This window comes from Streptomyces sp. NPDC038200, assembly GCF_055600785.1.
Genome location: NZ_JBVJYH010000002.1, coordinates 81,064 through 104,130, shown reverse-complemented (window position 1 = coordinate 104,130; position 23,067 = coordinate 81,064). Strand labels below are relative to the sequence as shown.

General features: G+C 70.3%; 20 protein-coding genes. 7 read left to right on the top strand and 13 right to left on the bottom strand.

Features of this window, described 5'->3' with window-relative positions:
* Nucleotides 1-18: 18 nt before the first annotated feature.
* The gene (locus tag ACZ7KF_RS05645) at nucleotides 19-783 is read left to right on the top strand and encodes an IS5 family transposase (RefSeq protein ID WP_471069668.1); all 765 of its coding nucleotides are present in this window, start codon (nucleotides 19-21) and stop codon (nucleotides 781-783) included.
* Between the two features lie 352 nt (nucleotides 784-1,135).
* On the opposite strand, the gene ACZ7KF_RS05640 is transcribed toward ACZ7KF_RS05645, so the two are convergent.
* Nucleotides 1,136-1,702: a dihydrofolate reductase family protein gene (locus ACZ7KF_RS05640; RefSeq protein WP_471069667.1), complete on the bottom strand. Its 567-nt coding sequence runs from the start codon at nucleotides 1,700-1,702 to the stop codon at nucleotides 1,136-1,138.
* 546 nt (nucleotides 1,703-2,248) lie between these two features.
* Nucleotides 2,249-2,419, bottom strand: a complete 171-nt coding sequence (locus ACZ7KF_RS05635) for a DUF5670 family protein (protein ID WP_037661814.1) — start codon at nucleotides 2,417-2,419, stop codon at nucleotides 2,249-2,251.
* A 681-nt stretch (nucleotides 2,420-3,100) separates the two neighbouring features.
* On the opposite strand from ACZ7KF_RS05635, the gene ACZ7KF_RS05630 reads away from it, so the two are divergent.
* Nucleotides 3,101-3,598 (top strand): cupin domain-containing protein, encoded by a 498-nt coding sequence (locus ACZ7KF_RS05630; RefSeq protein ID WP_471069666.1) that lies wholly within the window; start codon nucleotides 3,101-3,103, stop codon nucleotides 3,596-3,598.
* A 482-nt stretch (nucleotides 3,599-4,080) separates the two neighbouring features.
* Here ACZ7KF_RS05630 and ACZ7KF_RS05625 read toward each other — a convergent pair whose 3' ends face one another.
* From ACZ7KF_RS05625 to dnaK, 9 genes are all read right to left on the bottom strand, one after another.
* Entirely contained in the window at nucleotides 4,081-4,581 is a 501-nt protein-coding gene (locus tag ACZ7KF_RS05625) for an Hsp20/alpha crystallin family protein (protein ID WP_471070013.1), read from the bottom strand.
* Nucleotides 4,582-4,650: 69 nt separating this feature from the next.
* Nucleotides 4,651-6,465: an FAD-dependent oxidoreductase gene (locus ACZ7KF_RS05620; RefSeq protein WP_471069665.1), complete on the bottom strand. Its 1,815-nt coding sequence runs from the start codon at nucleotides 6,463-6,465 to the stop codon at nucleotides 4,651-4,653.
* Nucleotides 6,465-6,728 (bottom strand): UBP-type zinc finger domain-containing protein, encoded by a 264-nt coding sequence (locus tag ACZ7KF_RS05615; protein ID WP_133046517.1) that lies wholly within the window; start codon nucleotides 6,726-6,728, stop codon nucleotides 6,465-6,467. The genes ACZ7KF_RS05620 and ACZ7KF_RS05615 overlap by 1 nt, the downstream gene beginning before the upstream one ends.
* A 5-nt stretch (nucleotides 6,729-6,733) precedes the next feature.
* Nucleotides 6,734-7,180 carry a thioredoxin gene (gene trxA / locus ACZ7KF_RS05610; protein ID WP_471069664.1) on the bottom strand — a complete coding sequence of 149 codons (447 nt, stop codon included), beginning with the start codon at nucleotides 7,178-7,180 and terminating at the stop codon, nucleotides 6,734-6,736.
* Nucleotides 7,177-9,816 (bottom strand): ATP-dependent chaperone ClpB, encoded by a 2,640-nt coding sequence (gene clpB / locus ACZ7KF_RS05605; protein WP_471069663.1) that lies wholly within the window; start codon nucleotides 9,814-9,816, stop codon nucleotides 7,177-7,179. The genes trxA and clpB overlap by 4 nt, the downstream gene beginning before the upstream one ends.
* The gene (locus tag ACZ7KF_RS05600) at nucleotides 9,807-10,214 is read right to left on the bottom strand and encodes a chaperone modulator CbpM (protein ID WP_471069662.1); all 408 of its coding nucleotides are present in this window, start codon (nucleotides 10,212-10,214) and stop codon (nucleotides 9,807-9,809) included. Before ACZ7KF_RS05600 ends, clpB begins: the two co-directional genes overlap by 10 nt.
* A complete protein-coding gene (locus ACZ7KF_RS05595; RefSeq protein ID WP_471069661.1) occupies nucleotides 10,211-11,164 on the bottom strand; it encodes a DnaJ C-terminal domain-containing protein in 954 nt (317 codons plus the stop codon). The genes ACZ7KF_RS05600 and ACZ7KF_RS05595 overlap by 4 nt, the downstream gene beginning before the upstream one ends.
* A gap of 6 nt (nucleotides 11,165-11,170) precedes the next feature.
* Complete coding sequence (locus ACZ7KF_RS05590; RefSeq protein WP_471069660.1) at nucleotides 11,171-11,779, bottom strand: nucleotide exchange factor GrpE; 609 nt, start codon at nucleotides 11,777-11,779, stop codon at nucleotides 11,171-11,173.
* An 8-nt stretch (nucleotides 11,780-11,787) separates the two neighbouring features.
* Nucleotides 11,788-13,689, bottom strand: coding sequence for a molecular chaperone DnaK (gene dnaK / locus ACZ7KF_RS05585; protein WP_471069659.1), 1,902 nt, complete (start codon nucleotides 13,687-13,689; stop codon nucleotides 11,788-11,790).
* A gap of 291 nt (nucleotides 13,690-13,980) precedes the next feature.
* Here dnaK and ACZ7KF_RS05580 point away from each other — a divergent pair, with 291 nt between their 5' ends.
* Complete coding sequence (locus tag ACZ7KF_RS05580) at nucleotides 13,981-15,750, top strand: PucR family transcriptional regulator (protein ID WP_471069658.1); 1,770 nt, start codon at nucleotides 13,981-13,983, stop codon at nucleotides 15,748-15,750.
* Between the two features lie 334 nt (nucleotides 15,751-16,084).
* Here ACZ7KF_RS05580 and ACZ7KF_RS05575 read toward each other — a convergent pair whose 3' ends face one another.
* A complete protein-coding gene (locus ACZ7KF_RS05575; RefSeq protein WP_471069657.1) occupies nucleotides 16,085-16,408 on the bottom strand; it encodes a LysR substrate-binding domain-containing protein in 324 nt (107 codons plus the stop codon).
* Nucleotides 16,409-16,643: 235 nt separating this feature from the next.
* On the opposite strand from ACZ7KF_RS05575, the gene ACZ7KF_RS05570 reads away from it, so the two are divergent.
* From ACZ7KF_RS05570 to ACZ7KF_RS05560, 3 genes are all read left to right on the top strand, one after another.
* Nucleotides 16,644-17,489: an aldo/keto reductase gene (locus ACZ7KF_RS05570; protein WP_471069656.1), complete on the top strand. Its 846-nt coding sequence runs from the start codon at nucleotides 16,644-16,646 to the stop codon at nucleotides 17,487-17,489.
* A gap of 320 nt (nucleotides 17,490-17,809) precedes the next feature.
* The gene (locus ACZ7KF_RS05565; protein ID WP_471070012.1) at nucleotides 17,810-17,884 is read left to right on the top strand and encodes a hypothetical protein; all 75 of its coding nucleotides are present in this window, start codon (nucleotides 17,810-17,812) and stop codon (nucleotides 17,882-17,884) included.
* 130 nt (nucleotides 17,885-18,014) lie between these two features.
* Entirely contained in the window at nucleotides 18,015-18,578 is a 564-nt protein-coding gene (locus ACZ7KF_RS05560; protein WP_471069655.1) for a type 1 glutamine amidotransferase domain-containing protein, read from the top strand.
* A gap of 126 nt (nucleotides 18,579-18,704) precedes the next feature.
* Here the strand turns inward: ACZ7KF_RS05560 and uvrA are convergent, their stop codons facing one another.
* The gene (gene uvrA, locus ACZ7KF_RS05555; RefSeq protein ID WP_471069654.1) at nucleotides 18,705-21,173 is read right to left on the bottom strand and encodes an excinuclease ABC subunit UvrA; all 2,469 of its coding nucleotides are present in this window, start codon (nucleotides 21,171-21,173) and stop codon (nucleotides 18,705-18,707) included.
* A 542-nt stretch (nucleotides 21,174-21,715) separates the two neighbouring features.
* Here uvrA and ACZ7KF_RS05550 point away from each other — a divergent pair.
* The gene (locus tag ACZ7KF_RS05550) at nucleotides 21,716-22,837 is read left to right on the top strand and encodes a hypothetical protein (RefSeq protein WP_471070011.1); all 1,122 of its coding nucleotides are present in this window, start codon (nucleotides 21,716-21,718) and stop codon (nucleotides 22,835-22,837) included.
* Nucleotides 22,838-23,067: the final 230 nt, after the last annotated feature.

Here is a 23,067-nt window from a genome sequence, read left to right as displayed (position 1 = left end):
CTCCACCAGAGGCTTCACGTGCTTGTCTACCCGTCGGGCGTCGACGTGTCCAGCTCTGCCCTCCGCTTCCTCACGCAGCAGTTGCGGCGGCACCGCCGTACGACCGGCTCCCGTTGGCGGCGCCTGAGCGCCGGCCGCCAGGCCCTGCTGACACTCGCGCATCTGCGGGTGGGACACACCTATGCCCAGCTCGCGGCCGGGTTCGGCGTCGGAACCACGACGGCCTACCGCTATGTCACCGAGGTCGTCGAGCTCCTGGCCGTCCTCGCCCCCAGCCTGGCCGACACGGTGCGGACCGCGTCGGTGAAGGCGTATCTGATCCTGGACGGCACGCTCCTGCAGATCGACCGCATCGCCGCGGACCGGCCGTTCTACTCCGGCAGACACAAGAAGCACGGGCTGAACGTGCAGGTCATCGCCGACCCCTTCGGCCGACTGCTGTGGGCCTCACCGGCCATGCCCGGCGCCGTCCACGACGTCCGTGCTGCCCGTGAACACGGCATCGTCGGCGCCCTCGCCGAGGCCGGCATCAAGTGCTGGGCCGACAAAGGCTACCGGGGCGCCGGCGGCACAGTCCGGATCCCCTACTGGGGCCGGTGGGAGACCCTCTCCGCAGGCCAGCAGGCGGCGAACCGGTCCCACGCGAAGATCCGGGCCCTCGGGGAGCAGGCCATCGCCACCCTCAAGTCCTGGAGGCTCCTCCGGAAACTGCGGTGTTCGACCTCCCGGATCACCAGCCTCGTCCAGGCCGTCCTCACCCTCCATCTGGCCAGCTCAGAGTGAAGTTGGAAAAGGCTCAGTGCGACAACCGCTCCGAGCTTCGCAGAGGTCCTGCGGATCTCCGCCGCGAACGCGTCCGCGAGCCCAGCACGACAGCAAGTCTTCGCTTGCGTCCTCAATAGGGTCGTCCCCATTGAGGAGACCGCTAACGTTGACTGAAGCGTTGTCGTCCATGCCCACCCACCCTTGGTCATTCGTGGAGAGCGGGCGTAGCGCCGCCCACTGGCACACCGAGATGCGATGGCGCATGACCATTCGGCAGGACCCCCGACATGCCGGCGACGGTGATCGCGGAGCGGATCGGCTGGCAGAGCCCTCCCGCGGTGCATGTGACCCGTGACTCCCGGACGGGCGCTCAGCGCCTCGTCTCGTACCTGGTCAGGACGACGCCGTCGGGGAACGTCCGCGTCTCCACCAGGTCCAGGTTCACCCAGTTGTCCAGCGCGGTGAAGAACGGCGTGCCGCCGCCCACCAGGACCGGATGGGCGACCATCACGTACTCGTCGATCAACCCGGCGCGCATGGCCGCCGCGGCGAGGGTGGCGCCGCCGATGTTCATGGGGCCGCCCTCCTCGGCCTTGAGCCGGGTGATCTCGGCGATCGCGTCGCCGGTGACCAGGCGGGCGTTCCAGTCGACCTTGTCGATCGTCGAGGAGAACACCACCTTCGGCGTGTCCCGCCAGTTCCGCGCGAACTCGATCTCCGCCGGGGTGGCGTTGGGCTGCTGGTCGCCGGTCGGCCAGTAGGAACTCATCGTCTCCCATAGCTTGCGCCCATACAGCGACAGGCCACTCGCCTGTTCGTGGGTGAGCCACCACTGGAACAGCTCGTGGCTCGGCGGTCCGCTCCAGCCGATGTCGTCGCCGGCCGCGGCGACGTAGCCGTCCAGAGTCAGGTTCATGCCGTAGATCAGTTTCCGCACGGCCCAGCCTCCCGTCCTCGGCCCGCCGAGTGCGGCGCCACCGACATCAACGTCGGCTTCCTGGCTCAGGCACAGCTTCACCAGTGCCCCAGTGTCCGGGAAGTCGCCCCAGCGGAGCCCGGAGGCCGCCCCAAGCCGTCATCACGGCCCGGGTCCACGGCGACACCAAGCCCCCCTCGTATTCCTCCACTCCCACCGCCTACCGAACCCGCTCCTGAGGCAACGATCCGGTAAGCAGCTCCGGGATGGCCTTGGCCTGCACGGCCGCGCTGGACGGCGAGCTGGTCGTATGGGACGCCGCATGACAGTTCGCCGGTACGTCGAGCAGGAGCCGTGCGCAGCGGCCCCGCAGACAGGAGGAGCAGGGTTCCACTGCTGGGGCCGCGGGGCCGGTGCATCACTCACGTACCCTGCGGTGCGCCCGATACGCCCGATCGCTCCCAACTGCCTGGGACAAGCGCCTTCGCACGCGAGTGGGCCCGGCCGCGTCGGCCGGACCCACTCATCCTCGCGCGTGGCGCGCTCTTCGCGCCAGGTGCCTTCCGGCTACCAGCGGTACCAACGGCCCTTGCGGCCGCCGCTGTCCGCGGAACGGACGACGAAGCCCAGCAGCCACACGATGAGCACGATCACCGCGATCCACCACAGCGCCTTCAGGGCGAAACCCGCGCCGAAGAGGATCAGAGCCAGCAGAAGAACCAGAAGCAGGGGAACCATCGTTATCAACCTCCTGGCCACCGGATGCCCTTACCTCAGCCCTACAAGCACACAAAATACGAGTTACTTCCAAGGGGTGAGGGGTATACGCGCGCCGCACGCCGTGGCCGGTTCCCCCTTTCTCGCCCCTCACGCACCACAGACACGCAGCGCGTATCACTCAAAGTGATGCCATGGCCTTGATTCGCGCGACCTGACGGGGTCGCGCATACAGCCGACACCCGAGGCCGGCGACCGAGGAACTCTCAGCCGCACCACCGTGCCCGAGAAGGCCGAGCCCAGGCCGCGATGCGGCGGCAGTGGTGGGTCACCAGCGCCAGCAACTCCGGTGGCACCTCGTCGCCCACCGGGCGCGGGGCGGGCTCGACCGTGCAGGCCCCGCACAAGGAGTTCGCGCTGATCGAGGATGCGAGCCGCTTCGCCTCCTTCCGCCACCCCGAGCAGTTCCTGCGCCTCATGCTGACCAAGGTCCGCCCCCTGGTTGCGCACCAGGAACAGGTCGCGGCCAAGCGAGGGAGCCGATTCCGATTCCGACGGCCAGGGCCCCTCCGAGGTCCTCCGATTGACCCATGATCAGTCATCAGAAATGAACCACTTCATGGGCCTTTTCCAGTCGTAGAGTTGTGGACGCAAGGCCGGGAGGGACCACCGGAACGGCCGCTGAACAGGGGAGACACCACCATGAGCACCAACATGCTGAAGCCCGTCCTGACCCGTGCCGTCGAGGCGGAGACGACCAGCGACCCGAGCAGCACGATGACGCTGCTGGCCGACTGCGGTACCGACGGCAGCCCGATCACCAGTTACCGTTCGACGTTCGCGAAGGGCGCGGTCGGGGCCCCGGCGCACTTCCACACGCGGGCCTCGGAGCTCTTCTTCGTGATCGGCGGCGCGCTCCAGGTCTTGGTGGACGACGAGGTGAAGACGCTGAACGAGGGTGACTTCCTGCTTGTCCCGCCGCACACCCCGCACGCCTTCGCCGCGGCTCCCGGCTCCACGGCCGATGTGCTGTTCACCTTCACGCCGGGCATGCCGCGCTTCGACTATCTGCGCCTGCTCGGTCGCGTCATGCGCGGCGAGGCGAGTCCCCAGGAGATCAAGGACTCCTCCGAGCTGTACGACAACCACTACGTCGACAGCCCGCTCTGGCTCGCCACCCTGGAGGCGGCGGCCGAGTAGGCCCGGGGCCGCGAGGAAGACCCGGACGCCACCGACCGTCCGCTCACCTCCTGCTCGCTCCGCCGAAAGCAGCGCGCACGAACTGTCCCCCTCACCGCTGCAGCCGCATTCCTCGAAGCAAAGCTCTTGATCGCAGCGCGCCCAGCACGGCGCCGGACGGCACGACCGCCACCGCCCCGAACGGGGAAACACAGGCCCTCGGCCCCGCCGTCGCCTTACCGCGCCGCGGGGCGGGCCGCGCTCGAAGCACGACCCGACGGCTGGCAACAGGTGTACATCAAGTTCGTGGACTACCCCACAGCCGGCAACGCCTTCCGGGCCTACCTCCCCGCGTACGCCACGAACAAGGTCGGCGCGACCAGCAGGAAGAACCACCAACGGTGGGGAGCCACGCAGCGTGTCTTCGCCGCCGTGAGGGGTGTCGAGCCTCGCCGGCCCGGCCGCAGTCCCGGATGGGTGCCCGCAGCCGCGGCGCTCGCTTCTCAGCCGCTGCTCTCGGTACTTTCACTCGTCTCGCTGATCTCGACGTGTCGCGGCTTTGCGACGTCGGCCTTGGGGACGGTGATGCTGAGCACTCCGTCCTGCATCTCAGCCTTGATGTTGTGGGTGTCCAGTTCTCCGGGCAGCCGCAAACGGTACTCGAAGGCTCCGACGCGGCGGGTGCTGCGGCGCAGGACACCCTTGCGCTCCCGCTCCTTGATCTCTCCGGTGACCACGAGTTCGGGACCGTTGGCCTCTACGTCAATGTCCCTGCTCTTCACTCCGGGGAGTTCGATCCCTATGTGGAACGCGTCCTCGGACTCCGACACGTCCGCGAGAGGCGTCCACGCGGCCGCGGGTGCCGCGCCCACCGTCGACTCCAGCAGGCCGCTCATCTGATTGAGCAGTTCGTCGAACTCGACCAGGGGATTGAGAGGGGTGGGTGCCCAGACGGGCCTTTCCTGCAAACCGCCACCACGGTGGCGCCGGACGGGCATGGCCATCGCCGTCGCCTCCTTCTTCCTTCTCGTGATCTCGCCGTCCGCCATGCGTCATGCGTCATGCGTCATGCGTCATGCGAGCCATGCGGACTCCTTGTGACGTATGCGGGGGGAGACGTCCGAGTGGCCCGCCGCAGCCGACGTGCCCGTGGTGCCGGGTACGGCCGAGTGCCCCAGGTGCCGGTGCACGAAGTGGATGGCCATCGCGCCCTCACCGGCCGCGGAGGCCACCCGCTTCACCGAGCCGCTACGGACGTCCCCTACCGCGAAGACCCCGGGCAGGCTGGCCTCCAGGGTCATGCACGAGCGCCCGCGGCCGTGCCACACCTCGGGGTAGGCACAGGCTTCCTGGGCCTCCGGCCCGGTGAGGACGAAGCCGCGGGAGTCGAGGGCGATGATGCCGGCGAGCCACTCGGTGTGAGGTTCGGCGCCGGTGAAGACGAACAGGCTCCGCACCGCGAGCCGGCGGTGCCCGCCCGTGCGGTTGTCGACCACGTCGAGCTCCTCCAGCACGTCCCGGCCGATGACCTCGGTGACCTCGGTGTGCAGCATGACCTCCACCCGCGGATGGCGCTCGACCTGGTCGACCAGGTAGCGGGACATGTTGGCCTCAAGGCTGGCTCCTCGGACCAGCAGGTGCACCTTCGGCGCGTAGCCGGCGAGGAACAGCACCGCCTGGCCCGCCGAGTTGCCTCCGCCGACGACGGCCACCGGGTCGGTGCGGCACTGCTGGGCCTCGTAGACGGTCGCGGAGTAGTGCACGCTCGTTCCCTCCAGGCGTTCGATGCCGGGTACCTGGAGCCGGCGGTAGCGGGCACCCATGGCCAGGACGACGGCGCGGGCGGCAATCTCGTTGCCGTCGGCGAACGCCACGACGTAGTGGTCCTCGTCCTTGGGATGGAGACCGGTCGCCTCCAGCGGAAGGCTGATCCTGGCGCCGAACTTGTCGGCCTGGAGCACGGCGCGTTCGGTGAGTTCGGCGCCGGAGATGCCGGAGGGGAAGCCGAGCAGATTCTCGATGCGGGACGACGTGCCGGCCTGGCCGCCGGTGGCCATCGCCTCCACCACCGTGGTGCTCAGGCCCTCGGAGGCGGCGTACACCGCGGCGGCGAGGCCGGCGGGTCCGGAGCCTACGATGAGGACGTCGCCGTGACGGTTTCCGGCGGGCAGTGACGGCAGGCCGATGAGCCGGGCCAGTTCCGCGTTGCTGGGGTTGCGCAACAGGGTGGTGTCCCGCCAGATGACGAGTGGTGTCTCCGCCGGGCCGACGCCGAAGCGGCGCAGCAGCTCCTCGGCCTCCTCGTCGGTCTCCAGGTCGATCCAGCGGTGCGGCAGCCGGTTGCGGACGGCGAACTCGCGCAGCCGTCTGGTGTCGGGCGAGTAACGCGAGCCGATGATGCGGAAGCCGGCGCCCTGTCCGACGAGCAGCGCGCGACGGCACAGACAGGCGCGCAGCACGATGTCCCCGATGGTGGAGTCCTGGGACACCAGGTGGCGCAACCGGTCCAAGGAGACGACGAGGACCTCGCCCGGCTCCCTGGCGACAGCGGTGTAGAAGGCCACTTGTCCGTACAGCAGGCCGAGTTCGCCGATGAAGCGACCGGGGCCGTGCACGCGCAGCACGTGCTCCTCGGGAGTGCCGTAGTCCTCGACGACGGCGACGGTACCGCTGAGGACGACGAAGAACGTCTCGCAGCGCTCCCCCTCACGGATCAGCACGTCGTTCGGAGCCATGTTCCGGCGTTGCCCGTGCTCCGCCAGACGTGCTGTCTGGTCCTCCGTGAGGCGCGGATACGCGCCGTAGACGTCCGGGGTCTCCCAGAAGGCGGCCTCGTCCGCTTTCTCCGGCACCGGTGCTTCGCCTGGCAGCGACTGGTCGCCGGACATCAGACGAACGCCTCGTGAACGTAGCACCAGCGCCATTCCTCGCCGGGCTGGAACGACTGCACGATCGGATGGGCGACGGCAGCTGCGTGCTTGCGTGCGTGCTTGTTCGGCGAGGAGTCGCAGCAGCCGACGTGCCCGCAGGTCAGGCAGAGCCTCAGGTGGACCCACGGGGAGCCGAGCATCAGACACTCCTGACACCCTTCTGGGGTCAGCGGCTGGACCGGCCGGACAAGCGCGAGGTGGGGGTCTGCATGGAGGGTCATCCGGATCACCCTTTCCGGGCGGTGATCGACTGTTCCACCCACCGGCGAAGAGCGGGGGCGGGCGCCGCCCCCGCCTGCCGGGCGACCGTCTCGCCCTGGTCGAGGATCAGCAGTGTCGGTACGGCCTGGACCTCGAAACGCTGCGACAGTCGCGGGTTCTTGTCGACGTCGACCTTGACGAGTTTGATGCGGCCGGCGAGATCGGTGGCGACCTTCTCCAGCGCGGGGCTGACCATGCGGCAGGGGCCGCACCAGGTGGCCCACAGGTCGACCACGACGGGGACATCGGCCCGCTCGGCAACCTCGGTGAAGTCGTCGTCACCGGCGTCCACCATCCACGGAAGGGGCTGCTTGCAGTGGCCGCACTTGGGCCGGCCCTCCGCGGCCACGGGCACCCGGTTGGTGCGCCCGCAGTGGGGACAACTGACGGTCGTCGCCTGCATCGTGCTCATGCCGCCCGCGCTCCCTTCACGTCCTCGGGCCGGTCGTAGGTGACCACCAGTTCCCCCGCCTCGGCGTCGACGCGGACCGTCGCGCCGTCCTGGACGTCACCGCGCAGCAGGGCGCGCCCGACCATCGTCTCGACCTCGTGGGAGATGTAGCGGCGCAGCGGCCGGGCCCCGTACACCGGGTCATAGCCCTGGTGGGCAATCAACTCCCGCGCCGCTTCGGTGAGTTCGACGGTGATGCGGCGCTCGGCGAGGCGGCGGCGCAGTTCGTCGAACTGCAGCTCCACGATCCGCTCGATCTGCCGCTCACCGAGCGGCTTGAACAGCACGATGTCGTCGACGCGGTTGAGGAACTCCGGGCGGAAGTGCCCGCGCAGCTCGCCCATCACCAGGGCGCGGGCATCCGGCTTGATCTCACCCTCGGCGGTGGCGCCGTCGAGGAGGTACTCGGAGCCGATGTTCGACGTCATGATGATCACGGTGTTGCGGAAGTCGACGGTGCGGCCCTGGGAGTCGGTGATGCGGCCGTCGTCGAGGACCTGCAGCAGGGTGTTGAAGACATCGGTGTGCGCCTTCTCGATCTCGTCGAACAGCACGACCGAGTACGGCTTGCGGCGGACGGCCTCGGTGAGCTGGCCGCCTTCCTCGTAGCCGACGTATCCGGGTGGTGCGCCCATGAGCCGGCTGACGGTGTGCCGCTCCTGGTACTCACTCATGTCGAGGCGGACCATGTTCTCCTCGGAGTCGAACAGGGCCGCCGCGAGGGTCTTGGCCAGCTCGGTCTTCCCGACGCCGGTGGGGCCGAGGAAGATGAACGAGCCGATGGGGCGGCGCGGGTCGCGGATGCCGGAGCGGGCGCGGATGATGGCGTCGGCGACGAGTTTGACGGCCTCGTCCTGGCCGATGACGCGCTCGCGCAGGATCTCGTCGAGGCGCAGCAGTTTCTCGCGTTCGCCCTCCTGGAGGCGGGCGACGGGGATGCCGGTCCAGGCGGCGACGATCTCACCGATCTCCTCCTCGGTGACGACCTCGCGCAGCAGCCGGTTCTGCCCTTGTTTGGCGGCCAGTTGCTCCTCCTCGGCCTTCAGCCGGCGCTCCAGGTCCTGGAGGCGGCCGTAGCGGAGTTCGGCGGCGCGGTTGAGGTCGTAGGCGCGTTCGGCCTCCTCCGCCTCGTGGCGGACCTGCTCCAGTTCCTGGCGTAGTTCCTGCACGCGGCGGATGGCCTGCCGTTCGGCCTCCCACTGGGCGTGTTTGGCGTCGGCCTCGCCGCGCAGGTCGGCCAGTTCCTTGCGCAGTTCCTCCAGGCGAGTTCTGCTGGCGGCGTCGGTCTCCTTGGACAGGGCCGCCTCCTCGATCTCCAGGCGGGTGACGCGGCGGGTGATCTCGTCGAGTTCGGCGGGCATGGAGTCGATCTCGGTACGCAGCCGGGCGCACGCCTCGTCGACGAGGTCGATGGCCTTGTCGGGCAGGAACCGGTCGGTGATGTAGCGGTGGCTGAGGGTGGCCGCGGAGACCAGCGCGGTGTCCTGGATCTTCACACCGTGGAAGACCTCCAGGCGTTCGCGCAGTCCGCGCAGGATGGAGATGGTGTCCTCCACGCTCGGCTCGTCGACCAGCACCTGCTGGAAGCGGCGTTCGAGGGCGGCGTCCTTCTCGATGTGCTTGCGGTACTCGTCGAGGGTGGTGGCGCCGATCATGTGGAGTTCGCCGCGGGCGAGCATCGGCTTGAGCATGTTGCCCGCGTCCATGGCCCCTTCGGCGGCGCCCGCACCGACGACGGTGTGGAGTTCGTCGACGAAGAGCAGGATGCGCCCCTGGGCGGCCTTCACCTCGGACAGCACGGCCTTGAGGCGTTCCTCGAACTCGCCGCGGTACTTGGCGCCGGCGACCAGGGAGCCCATGTCGAGGGCGAACACCGTCTTGTCGCGCAGGCCCTCGGGGACGTCGCCTCGAACGATGCGCTGGGCCAGGCCCTCGACGATGGCGGTCTTGCCGACGCCGGGATCGCCGATGAGGACGGGGTTGTTCTTGGTCTTGCGGCTGAGGATCTGGGTGACGCGGCGGATCTCCGCGTCACGGCCGATGACCGGGTCCAGCCGCCCGGACCGAGCCTCGAGGACCAGGTCGCGGCCGTACTTCTCCAGAGCCTCATAGGCCACTTCAGGGTTGGCGGAGGTGACGCGCTGGTTGCCGCGGACCTGGGTGAGCGCGCTCAGGAAGGAATCCCGGGTCACGCCGTGCTCCTTGAGCAGGCGTCCGGCGGCGGTCGCCGAGCCCTCCTCGGCCAGGGCGAGCAGGAGGTGCTCCACGGACACGTACTCGTCCTTGAGGCGTTTGGCCTCCCGCTCGGCGGCATCGAGCAGGCGGGACAGGCGCTGGGTGACGAAGACCTGGCCGGGTGCCGCTCCGGGACCGGTGACCTTCGGGCGGCGGGAGAGTTCCTCGCGCACGGCCGCGCGCAGCTCCTTCGGCTCGGTGCCGGCCGGTTGCAGCAACCGTGGGATCAGACCGTCCTCCTGATCGAGAAGCGCGAGCAGCAGGTGTTCCCCGTCGACCTCGGTCTGCCCCATGCCGACGGCCGCGCTCTGGGCCTCCTGGAGGGCTTCCTGGGACTTCTGGGTGAGACGGTTCATGTCCATGGGGGTGTGTCACTCCTCGTGCCGCGGCCGCGCAGGGCGGCTTCGAGCAGGCTGATGCGGTCGAGCAGGTCGAGCACCAGGCCGATGGATGCGTAGTTGAGGCAGAGTCCGGTGCGCAGCCGCTGGATACGGGCGAGAACCGCCGGGGCCGTGGGGTCGAACACCAGTCGCCCCGCGGAGTCGCGCTCGACGTCGATCAGGCCGAGGGCGACGAACCGGCGGATCAGATCGGGGTGGAGGCCCGAGCGACGGGCCACGGCGTCGAGGGAGAGCCTGGGGGCGGGCACGAGCGCGTACCGGACAGCCGTCGAGGCGGTGATGTCGGCGCCCGTGCGTACCGGACGGGCGCCCACGCCGGCCCGGCCGATGCCTCCCGCTCCCGCGGGTCGGTCGTTCATCGCGTCCTCCTGGGGTCGAACGAGGAAGTGGCGGCGAGTTCCTCGAACAGTTCGCGCTCCCGGTCGCCGAGGGTGGGCGGCACCATGATGCGGAGTTCGGCGTACAGGTCGCCGTTCGCGCCGCGTGGGTTCGGCATGCCCTCGCCGCGCAGACGCAGCCGCCGGCCGCTGGACGAACCCGCGGGCACCGTGACCTTGGCCGTGCCGCCGCCCGGCGTGGGCACCGGCACGGTCGCGCCGAGGGCCGCCTCCCACGGGGCGACCGGGACCTGGACGTGCACGTCACGGCCGTCCAGCCGGAACCGGGGGTGGGGCTGGATGCGCACCCGCAGGTACAGGTCGCCCGCGGCGGCGTCACCGCTGCCCCGGCCGCCCTCACCCGCCAGCCGGATGCGCTGACCGTCGGTGACGCCCGGCGGCACGTCGACCTCGTACCGCCGCGGCTGACCGGTGGGACCGGCGAGTGTGACGGTGCGACGGCCGCCCCGGTACGCCTCCTCGACAGTGAGCGGCAGTTCCGCCTCCTGGTCCGCTCCGGGGACGCCGCCTCGGGCGGCGCCGGCTCCGAACATGGAGCCGAACAGGTCCTCGATGTCGATGCCCTCCGCGCCGAAGTCGTCGCCGAAGCCGGTGGCGTACCGGACGCGAGGACCGCCCCCGCCCGCGGTCCTGCGACCGCGGAAGCCGCCGCCCGCTCCCGCCGCGACCCGTTCGTCGAAGTCCTCCGGGATCTTCCGGAAGTCCTCGCCGAAGCGGTCGTAGCGGGCCCGGGTCTTGGGATCGGACAGGACGCTGTGTGCCTCGTTGAGGTCCTTGAAACGCTCCTCCGCCTCGGGGTCCTTGTTGACGTCTGGGTGGTACCTGCGGGCGAGTTTGCGATATGCCTGCTGGATCTCGTCCTGGCTCGCGGTCCGCGGCACGCCCAGCACCTCGTAGAAGTCCCGTGCCATGACCGGTCACTCCCGCTTCGCGACCGTCACGGCGGCGGGCCTGAGCTGCCGTTCGCCGTCCCCGTAGCCGGGGCGCAGCACCTCGACGACGGTGCCCGGTGGGGCGTCGGGGTCCTGGACGACGCCGACCACCTCGTGCCGGGCCGGGTCGAAGGGGACGCCGGTCTCCGCATGCCGCGGGTAGCCGAGCAGTTCGAGGACGTTCACCGCCTGGTCGCGTACGGCCCGGATGCCCGCCACGATCGCGCCCGGATCGGCGCCGGCGTGGGTCAGGGCGAGTTCGAGGTTGTCGAGGACGGGTAGGAAGGCGGCCGCGGTGCGGGACCGCTCGACCGCCCGTTCGCGCTCCAGTTCCCTGGCGTGGCGCTTGCGAAGGTTGTCGAGGTCGGCGAGTGCGCGCCGCCAGCGGTCCTCCAGTTCCTGGATCGCGGTCGTGTATTCGTCCTCGGCAGGTGCGGGGCCGGCGGCATCGGGTCCCGGTTCGCCGTTCGCCGCTTCGGGCCGGGGCGGGCCCGGGTGGGGCAAATCCCCGCGAGGAGGAGGTCCGGCGCCTTCCGGGACCCGTACGCCCGGATCCGACGCGGCCCGGTCGGGTTCCTGGGGGTGGGTGGGCATGGCGCGCCTCAGCCCTTGTCGAACTCGGCGTCGATGACATCATCGTCACCGCCACCGCCACTCGCGGGACCGCCGGTGGCGGCGTCCTGGCCGGGACCGCCCCCTGTGGCGGCGGCGCCCTGATGGGCCGCCAACCCGGCGAGTATCTGCTGGAGTTCGGAGGTCAGAGGCCGCACGCGCTCCACGCCCGCCTCTTCCTTGACCGCCGCCCGGGCGTCGGACACGAGCATTTCGGCGCGTGCCTTCTCGTGCGCGGGCGCTGCGTCACCCAGTTCGGCGAGGCGCTTCTCGACCTGGTACGCGACGGCATCGAGTTCGTTGCGGGCGTCGACGGCCTCGCGGAGTGCCTGGTCCTGGCCCCGGTTGCGCTCGGCCTCCTGGACCATGCGTTCGACCTCACCGCGGTCCAGGTTGGAGCTCTCGCTGATGGTGATGCCCTGTTCCTTGCCGGTGTCCCGGTCGCGGGCCTTGACGTTGAGGATGCCGTTGGCGTCGATGTCGAAGGTGACCTCGATCTGTGGCTCGCCCCGCGGCGCCGGCCGGATGTCGGTGAGCTGGAACCGGCCCAGCACCCGGTTGTCGGCGGCCCGCTCGCGCTCGCCCTGGAGGACCACCACATCGACGGCCGGCTGGTTGTCCTCGGCGGTGGAGAAGGTCTCGCTGCGGCGCACGGGGATGGTGGTGTTGCGCTCGATGATCTTCGTCATCACTCCGCCGCGCGTCTCCACGCCCAGCGACAAGGGTGTGACGTCGAGCAGCAGGACGTCCTTGACCTCGCCCTTGAGCACCCCGGCCTGGATCGCCGCGCCCAGGGCCACGACCTCGTCCGGGTTGACGCTCATGTTGGGTTCCTTGCCGCCGGTCAGCCGGCGGACCAGAGCCTGGACGGCGGGGATGCGGGTGGAACCGCCGACGAGGATGACCTCGTCGATGTCGCTCTCGCCGACCTTGGCGTCGGCCATGGCCTGCTGGACCGGTCCCAGGCAACGCTCCACCAGGTCGCCGGTGATCTGCTCGAACGTGGACCGCATGATCGAGTCGGTGAGGTGCTTGGGGCCCGAGGCGTCAGCGGTGATGAACGGCAGGCTGACCTGCGTCTGCGTCACCGAACTGAGCTCGGTCTTGGCCTTCTCCGCCGCCTCGAACAGTCGTTGCAGCGCCTGCGGGTCCTTGCGCAGGTCGATGCCGTTCTCCTTCTGGAAGTCGTCCGCCAGGTAGTCCACCAGACGCCGGTCGAAGTCGTCGCCGCCCAGGTGGCTGTCACCGGCGGTGGAGCGCACCTCCACCACGCCGTCGCCGACGTCGAGGATGCTCACGTCGAAGGTGCCGCCGCCCAGGTCGAAGACGAGGACGGTCTCGTGCTCCTTCTTGTCCATGCCGTACGCGAGGGCGGCCGCCGTCGGCTCGTTGATGATCCGCAGCACCTCCAGTCCGGCGATCCGTCCGGCGTCCTTGGTGGCGGTGCGCTGAGCGTCGTTGAAGTAGGCGGGCACCGTGATGACCGCCTCCGTGACCCGCTCCCCCAGCTGCTTGGACGCGTCGTCCGCGAGTTTGCGCAGCACCTGTGCGCTGATCTCCTCAGGCGCGTACAGCTTGTCGCGCACCTTGAAGCGGGCCGCCCCGCCGTCGCCCTCGACGACGTCGTACGCCACCGCCCTGGCCTCTGCGGAGATCTCGTCGAAGTGCCGGCCGATGAACCGCTTGGCCGAGTAGATGGTGCCCTTGGGGTTGAGGATCGCCTGGCGCCGGGCCAGCTGGCCCACCAGACGTTCCCCGGTGTCGGTGAAGGCCACCACGGACGGTGTCGTGCGGTTGCCCTCGCTGTTGGGCACGACGGACGGCTCGCCGCTCTCCCACACGGCGATCACCGAGTTGGTGGTGCCCAGGTCGATGCCCACTGCCTTGGCCATGAGGAACTCCTCCCGGTGCAGCGCCTGCGTCGACTCTCCGGATCACGTTCGCTCAGGTAGAGGTGGGACTCCGCCGGTTTCCGACCGGTGCGCACGGAGGGTCTCGAGCACTCCCCAGGGTGACGAACCGGGTGGCTCCACGCCTGCGCCTGGCGAGTCAGGAATGCACGGGTCCGGTCGCCCCACGAGGACGAGAGAAAGCATCCGGACATCACGGGTAAGCCGGCCCGGGAGCGGGTACACGAAATACCGCTCACTTCCCTGAAGGCTCGGGGAAAACGGAGTGATCCCATGGCCGGCAGTCGGACGCACAGGCCGTACCACCGCTGCCTCGACCGGGCGGGGCGCCCTTCGCGGGGCAGCGCCCGGCGGTACCCCACGGCCGCGCGCAGGCAGCCCCGCCCACCCGCCCACCATCACCCCCGCGGCCTGATGGCGCTCTCCCGCTCCCTGTTCGACGCCCCGGACGAAGACGAGATCCTGCGCCTGGCCATGGATCACATAGTCGCCGCGGGGCCATATCGCGCCGAGGCCGGATACCTCAAGGTGGGCGGCGACCTGGTCCCCAGCCCGAGGAACAGGCAGCCGCAGGCCTTGGCCGTGGGCCGGAGGGTGCGGGAGCTGGCCGGGCAGGACGGCAACGTGACCGTAGCCGGTAGGCCCTGGGGCCGGGCCCTGGGGCTACGCGGACCCGGGGGACTCCACGGCTACCTCGTGGTCACGTCCCGCTCCCGGCCCACCGAGGCCGAGCGATCCCTGCTCGCCCTGCTCGTCCGGTACACCACTGCTGCACTGTCGGTCGCCTTCGCACGCCGCCGCCAACGCGAGGACGCGCTGGAGCTTCGCCGGCTCAGGGAGGAACGCACAGCCCTCCAGCGGCAGCTGATCTCTGTGGGGGCTGAGCTGGGCTACGAACGAGCCGTTCACGCTCTCATGGCCGACGTCGCTGCCTCGGGCGGCGGCGACGATGCTGTCACCCGCGCACTGCACGGGCTCACTGGACTTCCCGCGCTGGTCGAGGACCGCTTCGGTCGGCTGAGGTCCTGGACGGGCCCCAGCCGCCCCATCCCCTATCCCGAACCGGACCCCGTGCGCCAGGACGAAATGCTGCACGCCGTCGCCAAAGAGACCGGGCCGGTGCGGATCAGGGACCGGCTGATCACCCTGATCCGCCCGCACGGCGAGATCCTGGGCGTGCTGGCCCTGGTCGATGCCCGGGACGAGGCCGACGAGCGCACCGTGCTCGCGCTGGAACACGCCGCCGCGTCGCTCGCCGTGGAAATGACGCACCTGCGCGATCTGGCCGAAACGGAGCTGAGGCTGCACCGCGAGCTGGCCGACGACCTCCTGGCAGGGACGGACGAGCCGAGCGCCTACGCCCGGTCCGAGGCAGTCGGACACGACCTGCACCGCAGCCACTACATCGTCGTGGTGCAGTGGTCGAACCGGACCCCCGACGATTCCTTCGCACAGACCGTGGGGCGGGCGGCCTCTGCCGTGGGCATGCGCTCGCTGCTGACCCGCCGCTCGGACCACGTCGTCCTCATCGCCGACGAGAGGCCGCACGCCCACGCGCTGTACGAGGCGCTCGCCCGGGAGACCGGAACACGGTCCGGGACGATCGGGGTGAGCGCCCCTTCCGACTCCCTGAACGACATCCCTCACCATTACCAGGAGGCGCAGCGCGCCCTGGACGTGCGCCGCCACTCCCGCGAGCGCTACGGCACGACGTTCTTCGACGAACTCGGCCTCTACCGCATCCTGGGACCCGGCAACGATTACCGGGAACTGGAGACGTTCGTGGACGAGTGGCTCGGGCCGCTCATCGACTACGACTCCCGGCGCCACGCGGCCATGGTGGAGACCCTGTCCCGGTACTTCGACTGCGGCGGCAACTACGACGAGACCGCCGACTCCCTCGCGATCCACCGCAGCACGCTGCGCTATCGGCTCCAGCGCATCCGCGACATCAGCGGCCACGACCTCGCGAACGTCGAGGACCGGCTGAACCTCCAGGTGGCGACCCGAGTGTGGAAGATCGTGCTGGGCGGACCGGGCTGATGCCTCACTGGAACTTCTGCGCCGCGCGGTGTCAGGAGCAGCCGGGCGGGCTGCCCTGCCACAGCGCTGCAGTGGGTGGGTGGCCCTTCCTCGGATGGATCCAGCGAGGTCGCGTCGCGCCAGAAGACGGGGCCTTGGTGCATCACCGCCATCGCCATGACCGGCGGGGCCTTCCGCACCAGCCCCGGAGGGGCCGAGAAGGTGTCCGGCGCCGCCTGTGGACCACGGCAGCGGGAGCGTCAGCGGATGCTGCGGCCGGTGTCGCGGCCGGAGCGAGGCGAAGGCCCGGGGCCGGACACCACCGACGGGTGACGTCCGGGCCGCGGCCCGGGCGTCACAGGGCGATGACGTGGAGGTCGACCAGGTCGAGCAGCGCCCACAGAGCCGAGCCGGGCCGCCGGGTCGACGACGTGCCGAGATGCATGCTCCAGCGGAGCATGGCGTCCAGGACGTGCAGGCCGGGGGTGCGGGCAACGGCGAACGCGGGCAGGAAGGCGAGGCCCAGACCGTGCCGGACCAGTGCCGCCCCCATGTCGATGTCGGGCACTACCAGTGCCACCCGGCGTACGACGCCCGCCGCCGCGAACGCCCGGTCGACCACCTCGCGGGTGCCGTAGCCCCGGCGGGAAGTCCACTGTTCAGCATCGCCCTGCGGCACTTCGCCGTGCAGATCGCGATGATCGGCTTCGCGGCGGTCCTCTCCTGCGGCGCCGTCGTGTCGGTCGCCGTCGCGTTGCGCGACCGTGCACCCGGTCCCGGCGAGCTCTCGACGCAGTCCGCCCCCCTGCTGATCATCCCTGCGGCGCATGCGACACCGGTTGTCTGGGAGGCGCGGGCCCGGGCACCCGGTGCGGGCGGGCGTGACACGGATCCGCGAAGACGGGAGGTCCGAGATGTCTGCGGAATCGGCCAGAACGATCGCGCTCCCCTCCGGTGAGGAGATCGCGGCGCTCGGGCAGGGCACCTGGTACCTGGGCGAGGACCCGGCCCGGCGTGAACAGGAGATCGCCTCGCTGCGGCTGGGCGTGGACCTGGGCATGACCGTCGTCGACACGGCGGAGATGTACGGCGGCGGCGCAGCCGAGGAACTCGTCGGGGAGGCCCTCCGGGGACGCCGGGAAGAGGTTTTCCTCGTCAGCAAGGTGCTGCCCGGCCACGCAACCCGGAAAGGCACCGTCGCCGCCTGCGAGGGCAGCCTGCGGCGGCTCCGTACGGAACGGTTGGACCTCTACCTGCTGCACTGGCGGGGACGGTGGCCCCTCGAAGAGACCCTTGCGGGATTCACCGACCTGGTGGAGGCGGAGAAGATCCGTTACTGGGGCGTGAGCAATCTGGATGTCGCCGACATGGTCGAGCTGACCACCCTGCCCGGCGGCGACGCCGTGGCCGTCGACCAGGTGTTGTACAACTTCTCCCGGCGGGGCATCGAGTGGGATCTGCTCCCCTGGTGCCGCGAGGCCGGGGTGACGGTGATGGCCTACTCCCCGATCGAGCAGGGGCGGCTGCTGAAGGGCGAGGCTTTGGGTGCCGTGGCCCGGGCTCTCGGAGCCACGCCGGCCCAGGTGGCACTCGCCTGGGTGCTGGAACAGAGGGTGGCCGCGATCCCGCGTTCCGGATCACCCGACCACGTTCGGGAGAACCGCGGCGCGGTGGACCTCCACCTTCCTACCGAGGCGCTCGACGCTCTCGACGAGGCGTTCCCGCCGCCCAGCGGGCCCACGCCCCTGGAGATGCTCTGAAGGAGTTGACAGGGTGGCGCTCTGTGCGGGGCGGTGTCGCAACGCCGTGCAGCCTCGCGCGGACGGCCGGCCGGCCGAGGGATGCCTGCACGCTTCATGCTGCTCTGCCAGGGGAAGAGGGGGTGTCCTTTTTCGGCCTGGGGTGCGGAGGCGCTCGGCAGGGGGCTCTGCGAATCTCGTCCGGGGAGCAGCCGATGGCGGCGCGGGCGGGTGCGGACGAAGCCGTCCTTTCCCGGTAAGGAGGCGAGAGTCCTGAGCGTCATGGGTGTCCCGAGATCATCGGCGGTCTCAGCGTCGCCCTCGCCGAGACGTTCACCATCATGCATCCGGATGTCACGAACCCGCAGACCACTCACGGGGAGGGCGTGACCGCGGTGTTCGACCGGCTGCTGTAGCGGTCGCGCCCCGGTACATGTCGCCGGACTCGACTGACAGCGGCTGATCGCCTGGCCAGGGAAACAACCTCACTTGCCCTCACGCGGCGGCGTCCGACTTCAAGCTGCGACTCGCGAAGGGAGCGATACCATGACACAGGAACTCCAGGGGATGCGGGTGGGGATCCTGGCCACCGACGGCGTCGAGCGCGTGGAACTCGACCAGCCGCGCGGTGCGTTGCAGGGCGCAGGGGCGAAGACCGAGATCCTCTCGCTCCACCCCGGCGAGATCCAGGCCCGCCAGTTCGACCTGTACGCGGCCGGGACCTTCCCCGTGGACCGCCTGGTCGCCGACGCCTCCGTCGACGACTACCACGCCCTGCTCCTGCCCGGCGGCACCATGAACCCCGACCAGCTGCGCATGGACCGCGACGCGGTGCAATTCGTCAAGGACTTCATGGCCAGCGGGAAACCGGTCGCGTCGATCTGCCACGGCCCGTGGACCCTGGCGGAAGCCGACGCCGTGCGCGGCCGTCGCCTGACCTCCTGGCCCAGCATCCGCACCGACCTGCGCAACGCCGGCGCGGACGTCGCCGACCAGGAGGTGGTCGTCGACGGGCAGCTGGTCACCAGCCGCGGCCCGGCCGACCTGCCCGCCTTCTGCGCCGCCGTCGTGGAGCAGTTCGGCCGTGCGCACCAACCCATGCCCGGCTGACCGGCGGAACGGGGCCAGACGGGGCACCTCGCGAGCCGTATCCGCCACACGCCGGACCGCGGCACGGCGCCGCGCACGACCCTGCGCCCCGAACGCGGCTGACCGGTGGTCAGCCCCTCGCCGGTGTCAGGAGCGCGCGAGCCGGGCCGCGAGATAGGGTGCGGTGGCGCTGCGGCGTGCCCTCGCCACCTTGGCCGGCGGACCCGCCGCGACCACCCGCCCGCCCGCGTCGCCGCCGCCCGGACCGAGGTCGATGACCCAGTCGGCGGTGGCGATCGTGTCCAGGTCGTGCTCGACGAGGACGACCGTGTTGCCGGCGTCGACGAGCCGGTGCAACTGTCGCAGCAGCAGCGCGATGTCCGAGGGGTGCAGCCCCGCCGTCGGCTCGTCGAGCAGGTAGAGCGCGTGCCCGCGGCGGGCTCGCTGCAGTTCGGTGGCCAGTTTGATGCGTTGCGCCTCACCGCCGCTGAGTTCCGTCGCGGGCTGGCCCAGCCGCAGGTACCCCAGTCCCACCTCGCGCAACGTCTCCAGACTGCGGGAGGCGGCCGGGAGGGCGGACAGGAACTCGGCGGCGGCGTCGACGGACAGCGCCAGTACTTCCGCGATGTTCTTGCCGCGGTAGGTGACTTCCAGCGTTTCGGCGTTGTACCGGGCGCCTTCGCAGGTCGGGCACGGCGCGTAGGTGCCGGGCAGGAACAGCAGTTCCACCGCGACGAATCCTTCGCCCTGGCAGGTCTCGCACCGCCCTTCGGGCACGTTGAAGGAGAACCGCCCGGCCGAGTAGCCGCGCGCCCCGGCTTCGTCCGTCGCCGCATACAGCTTGCGCACCGCGTCGAACATCCCGGTGTACGTGGCCAGGTTGGACCGGGGAGTTCGGCCGATGGGCCGTTGGTCGACCCGGACCAGCCGGTCGAACGACTCGACCCCCGACGCGTCCTGGACGTCGACCTCCAACTGCGCCTCGTCGGGCTCCTCGGGTACGAGCCCGAGGTGGCCGCGGACGACCTCGGCGAGCACCTGCGTCACCAGCGTCGACTTCCCGGAACCGGACACGCCCGTCACCGCCGTCAGTACGCAGAGCGGTACGTCGACGGACACGTCGTGCAGATTGTGGCGGGAGACTCCGCGCAGGTGCAGCCAGCCGTGCGGTGTGCGCGGGCGGTGATCGAGCGGCTGGGCGCGCCCGAACAGGTACTGGCTCGTGGCCGACTCCCCGACCCGCTCAAGACCGGCGACCGGGCCGCTGTACAGCACGCGTCCGCCGCCCTCGCCCGCACCGGGGCCGATGTCGACCACCCAGTCCGCCCGCCGTACGACGTCCATGTCGTGCTCCACGACGAACAGCGAGTTGCCCGCCGCCTTGAGGCGGTCCAGCACGTCCAGCAGCGGTTCCGCGTCAGCCGGATGCAGGCCCGCGGAGGGTTCGTCGAGGACGTATACAACGCCGAACAGCCCCGAGCGCAGCTGGGTGGCGATCCGCAGGCGCTGCGCCTCGCCGGGTGACAGGGTCGTCGAACGGCGCCCGAGGCTGAGATATCCGAGGCCCAGGTCGAGCAGTACGTCGATCCGCGCGACCAGATCGCCGCAGATCCGGACCGCGACCTCGGTCGTCTCCCCGGATCGTGCGGTCGATGTGGTGGCGTCGGCCTCGGACCGCCCCGCGACGGGCCGCAGCAGCTCCACGACCTCGGTGAGCGGCATCGCGTTGATCTCGGCGATGGAACGTCCGGCGAAGGTCACGGCGAGCGCCTCGGGCCGCAGTCCGCTGCCGTGACAGGCGGGGCAGGGCACACTCCTGACGAACCGGAGCGCCCGTTCGCGCATCCTCTCGCTCTTGGAGTCGGCGAGGACGTGCATGACGTGCTTGCGGGCGCTCCAGAACTTGCCCTGGTAACCGTAGTCGACGCGGTCCTCCTCCGGCTCGATGTACACGGAGGGCTGCTCGTCCGTGTACAGCAGCCAGTCCCGGTCCTTCTTCCTGAGCCTGCGCCACGGCCGGTCGATGTCGATCCCCAGGCCGCTCACGACACTGCGCAGGTTGGCGCCCTGCCAGGCGCCCGGCCAGGCGGCGATCGCCCCCTCGCGGATGCTCAGCGAGGGGTCCGGGACAAGCAGGTCCTCGGCGACGTCGTGCACGACGCCGAGTCCGTGGCACTCCGGGCAGGCGCCGGCCGCGGTGTTGGGTGAGAACGACTCGGCTTCCAGCCGTGCGGCCCGGGGCGGATAGGTGCCGGCGCGGGAGTACAGCATGCGCAGCAGATTGGACAGCGTGGTGATGGTGCCGACCGTCGAGCGCGAGCTGGGCGATCCGCGTCGCTGCTGCAGGGCCACGGCCGGTGGCAGTCCGGTGATTTCCTGCACGTGCGGTGCGCCGACCTGTTGCAGCAGCCTCCGGGCGTACGGTGCCACGGACTCGAAGTAGCGCCGCTGGGCCTCCGCGTAGAGCGTGCCGAACGCGAGCGAGGACTTGCCCGAACCGGAGACGCCGGTGAAGACGACCATCGCGTCCCGCGGAACGTCGACATCGATGTTCCGCAGGTTGTTCTCACCGGCGCCCCGGACATGCACGAAGGGGTCGTTCGGGTCCTTGTTCACCGTTCCTGAGTACCTGATCGCGCCGCGAACCGCGCGACAGGCGGTGTCACCGGGCGTTGCTCCCGGGGAACATTCGAGAGTGCTTCACCGTTGATCCGTATGTGGGTGTGAAGGGAACTGTGTCCCCGTGCCTCATCCTCTGCCCATGAGGACGATCGTTCGCCTGAAGCCTCATGGAGCCCCCGCCGCGGGGCGACCGCCCTTCGCGCCCACTCTCGATCGGCCCCGGACGGGGATTCCCCGAACCAGTCGGGGCCTTCGCCTGCCCCCTGTTTGCGCACTTCCGGGCAGGACACCGAAGCGGGGTGTCCGGTGGCGCGGCGTGCGGTGCCGCCCGGGGTGGCGCGGAGCCGGTGTTCGTGGTGGCGCTGGCAACCGTGTGGCCCGGTGGCGGGGCAGGTCCTGCACGGGAGAGCACGAGGAGATCCGACCGTACCGCCCGCACCTGCCGGCAGGGGCCAGCGTGTCACGCAGCGTCGGCGTTACCTCGGGGGCATCCTGTGGCCACGTGCGATCGCGGGGGCAGCCGACGAGAAGGAGTCATCCGGGTGTCGTCACAGGACGTTACGGTCGTGGCTCTTCTGGCGGATCCGGATGCGCCGACGGAGATCGCGCAGCGCATGGCCCGGTTGCTTCCCGACCGGCTCGCCGACAGGTCAGGCCAGGGACGACGGTTCGACGTCGAGGTGGTCAGTGAGCCCTTCACCGCAGGGGCCGAGGATCCGCCCACCTTGATGCAGCGGATCATGGACCGCGCAAGTGAGGGCAGCTGGGACATCATCGTGGCCCTCACCGACCTTCCGCTGCACACACACGGGCGCAAGCTCGTGGTGGATCTGAGTCACGAGCATGGCCTGGCGCTGCTGTCTCTTCCCACGCTGGGGGGCTTCCGGCTGCAGACAAGGGCCCGGCAGGCCGTGGAAGAAGCCGTGCTCAGCTTGGCGGGCTCGCAGGCCACTGGGCCTGAGGGGCCGCCGGGAAGTCAGCCGCTGCGGGGGCCCTTCACCGGTCGTCTCGCGCCCATCCATCCGGGCCAGGTCGGTGAGGAGGAGATCGCCGATCAGCGGTACGTCGTCAGCGGGCCGCGCGGTTACCTGAGGGTGCTCCTCGGTATGGTCCGCGCCAACCAGCCGTGGCGCTTGGTGCCGGGCTTGTCGAAAGCCCTGGCGGCCGCACTCGCCACGGGAGCGGTCGCCACCGTGAACTCCACCATCTGGAACCTGGCCACCTCCCTGAGCACGCCACGCCTCGTGATCGCCACGGTCGGTTCTGTCGCGCTCATGATCGGCTGGCTGATCGTGGACGCGAACCTGTGGCATCGAGCGGATGAGGTGTCGCCGGAGGCGAGGAAGAGGGCGGCTCTCTACAATGCCTCGACGGTCGTGACCGTGGGTATCGGGGTGCTCGTCTGCTACGTGGGTCTGATGGTCATCAACCTGGTGTGGGCGCTGTTCATCCTCAACGACCGAGTGTTCGCTTCCACGACACGAACCCCGCTGCACGCCACGGAGTACTGGACGCTGTCCTGGTTCGTCGCTTCGGTCGCCACGGTGGGCGGCGCGCTGGGATCGGGCCTGGAGAGCGACGAGGCGATCCGGGCAGCCGCCTACTCCAAGCGCGAACAGGAACGTCGCAGCCTGCTGCAGGACGACCACGGAGACTAGCGGGTGACCTCCGTCGGAGATGCGCCGTCGGTCGGTGGTCGTCCGGGTCCGGAGATTCCGCCGATCGGTCGGTGCGTGGTTGTTTCGCCTCGGAGGCCGACGGGGACCCGCACGGCACGCCGCCGAAGCGCGGAAGCTGCGCCAGGCGGGCCGGCGGCAAAACGACCGTTCCACCTGATCCGGGTGAACGGCCCGCAGAGGCGTACCGGAGCCCCGAACCCCGTCGCAGC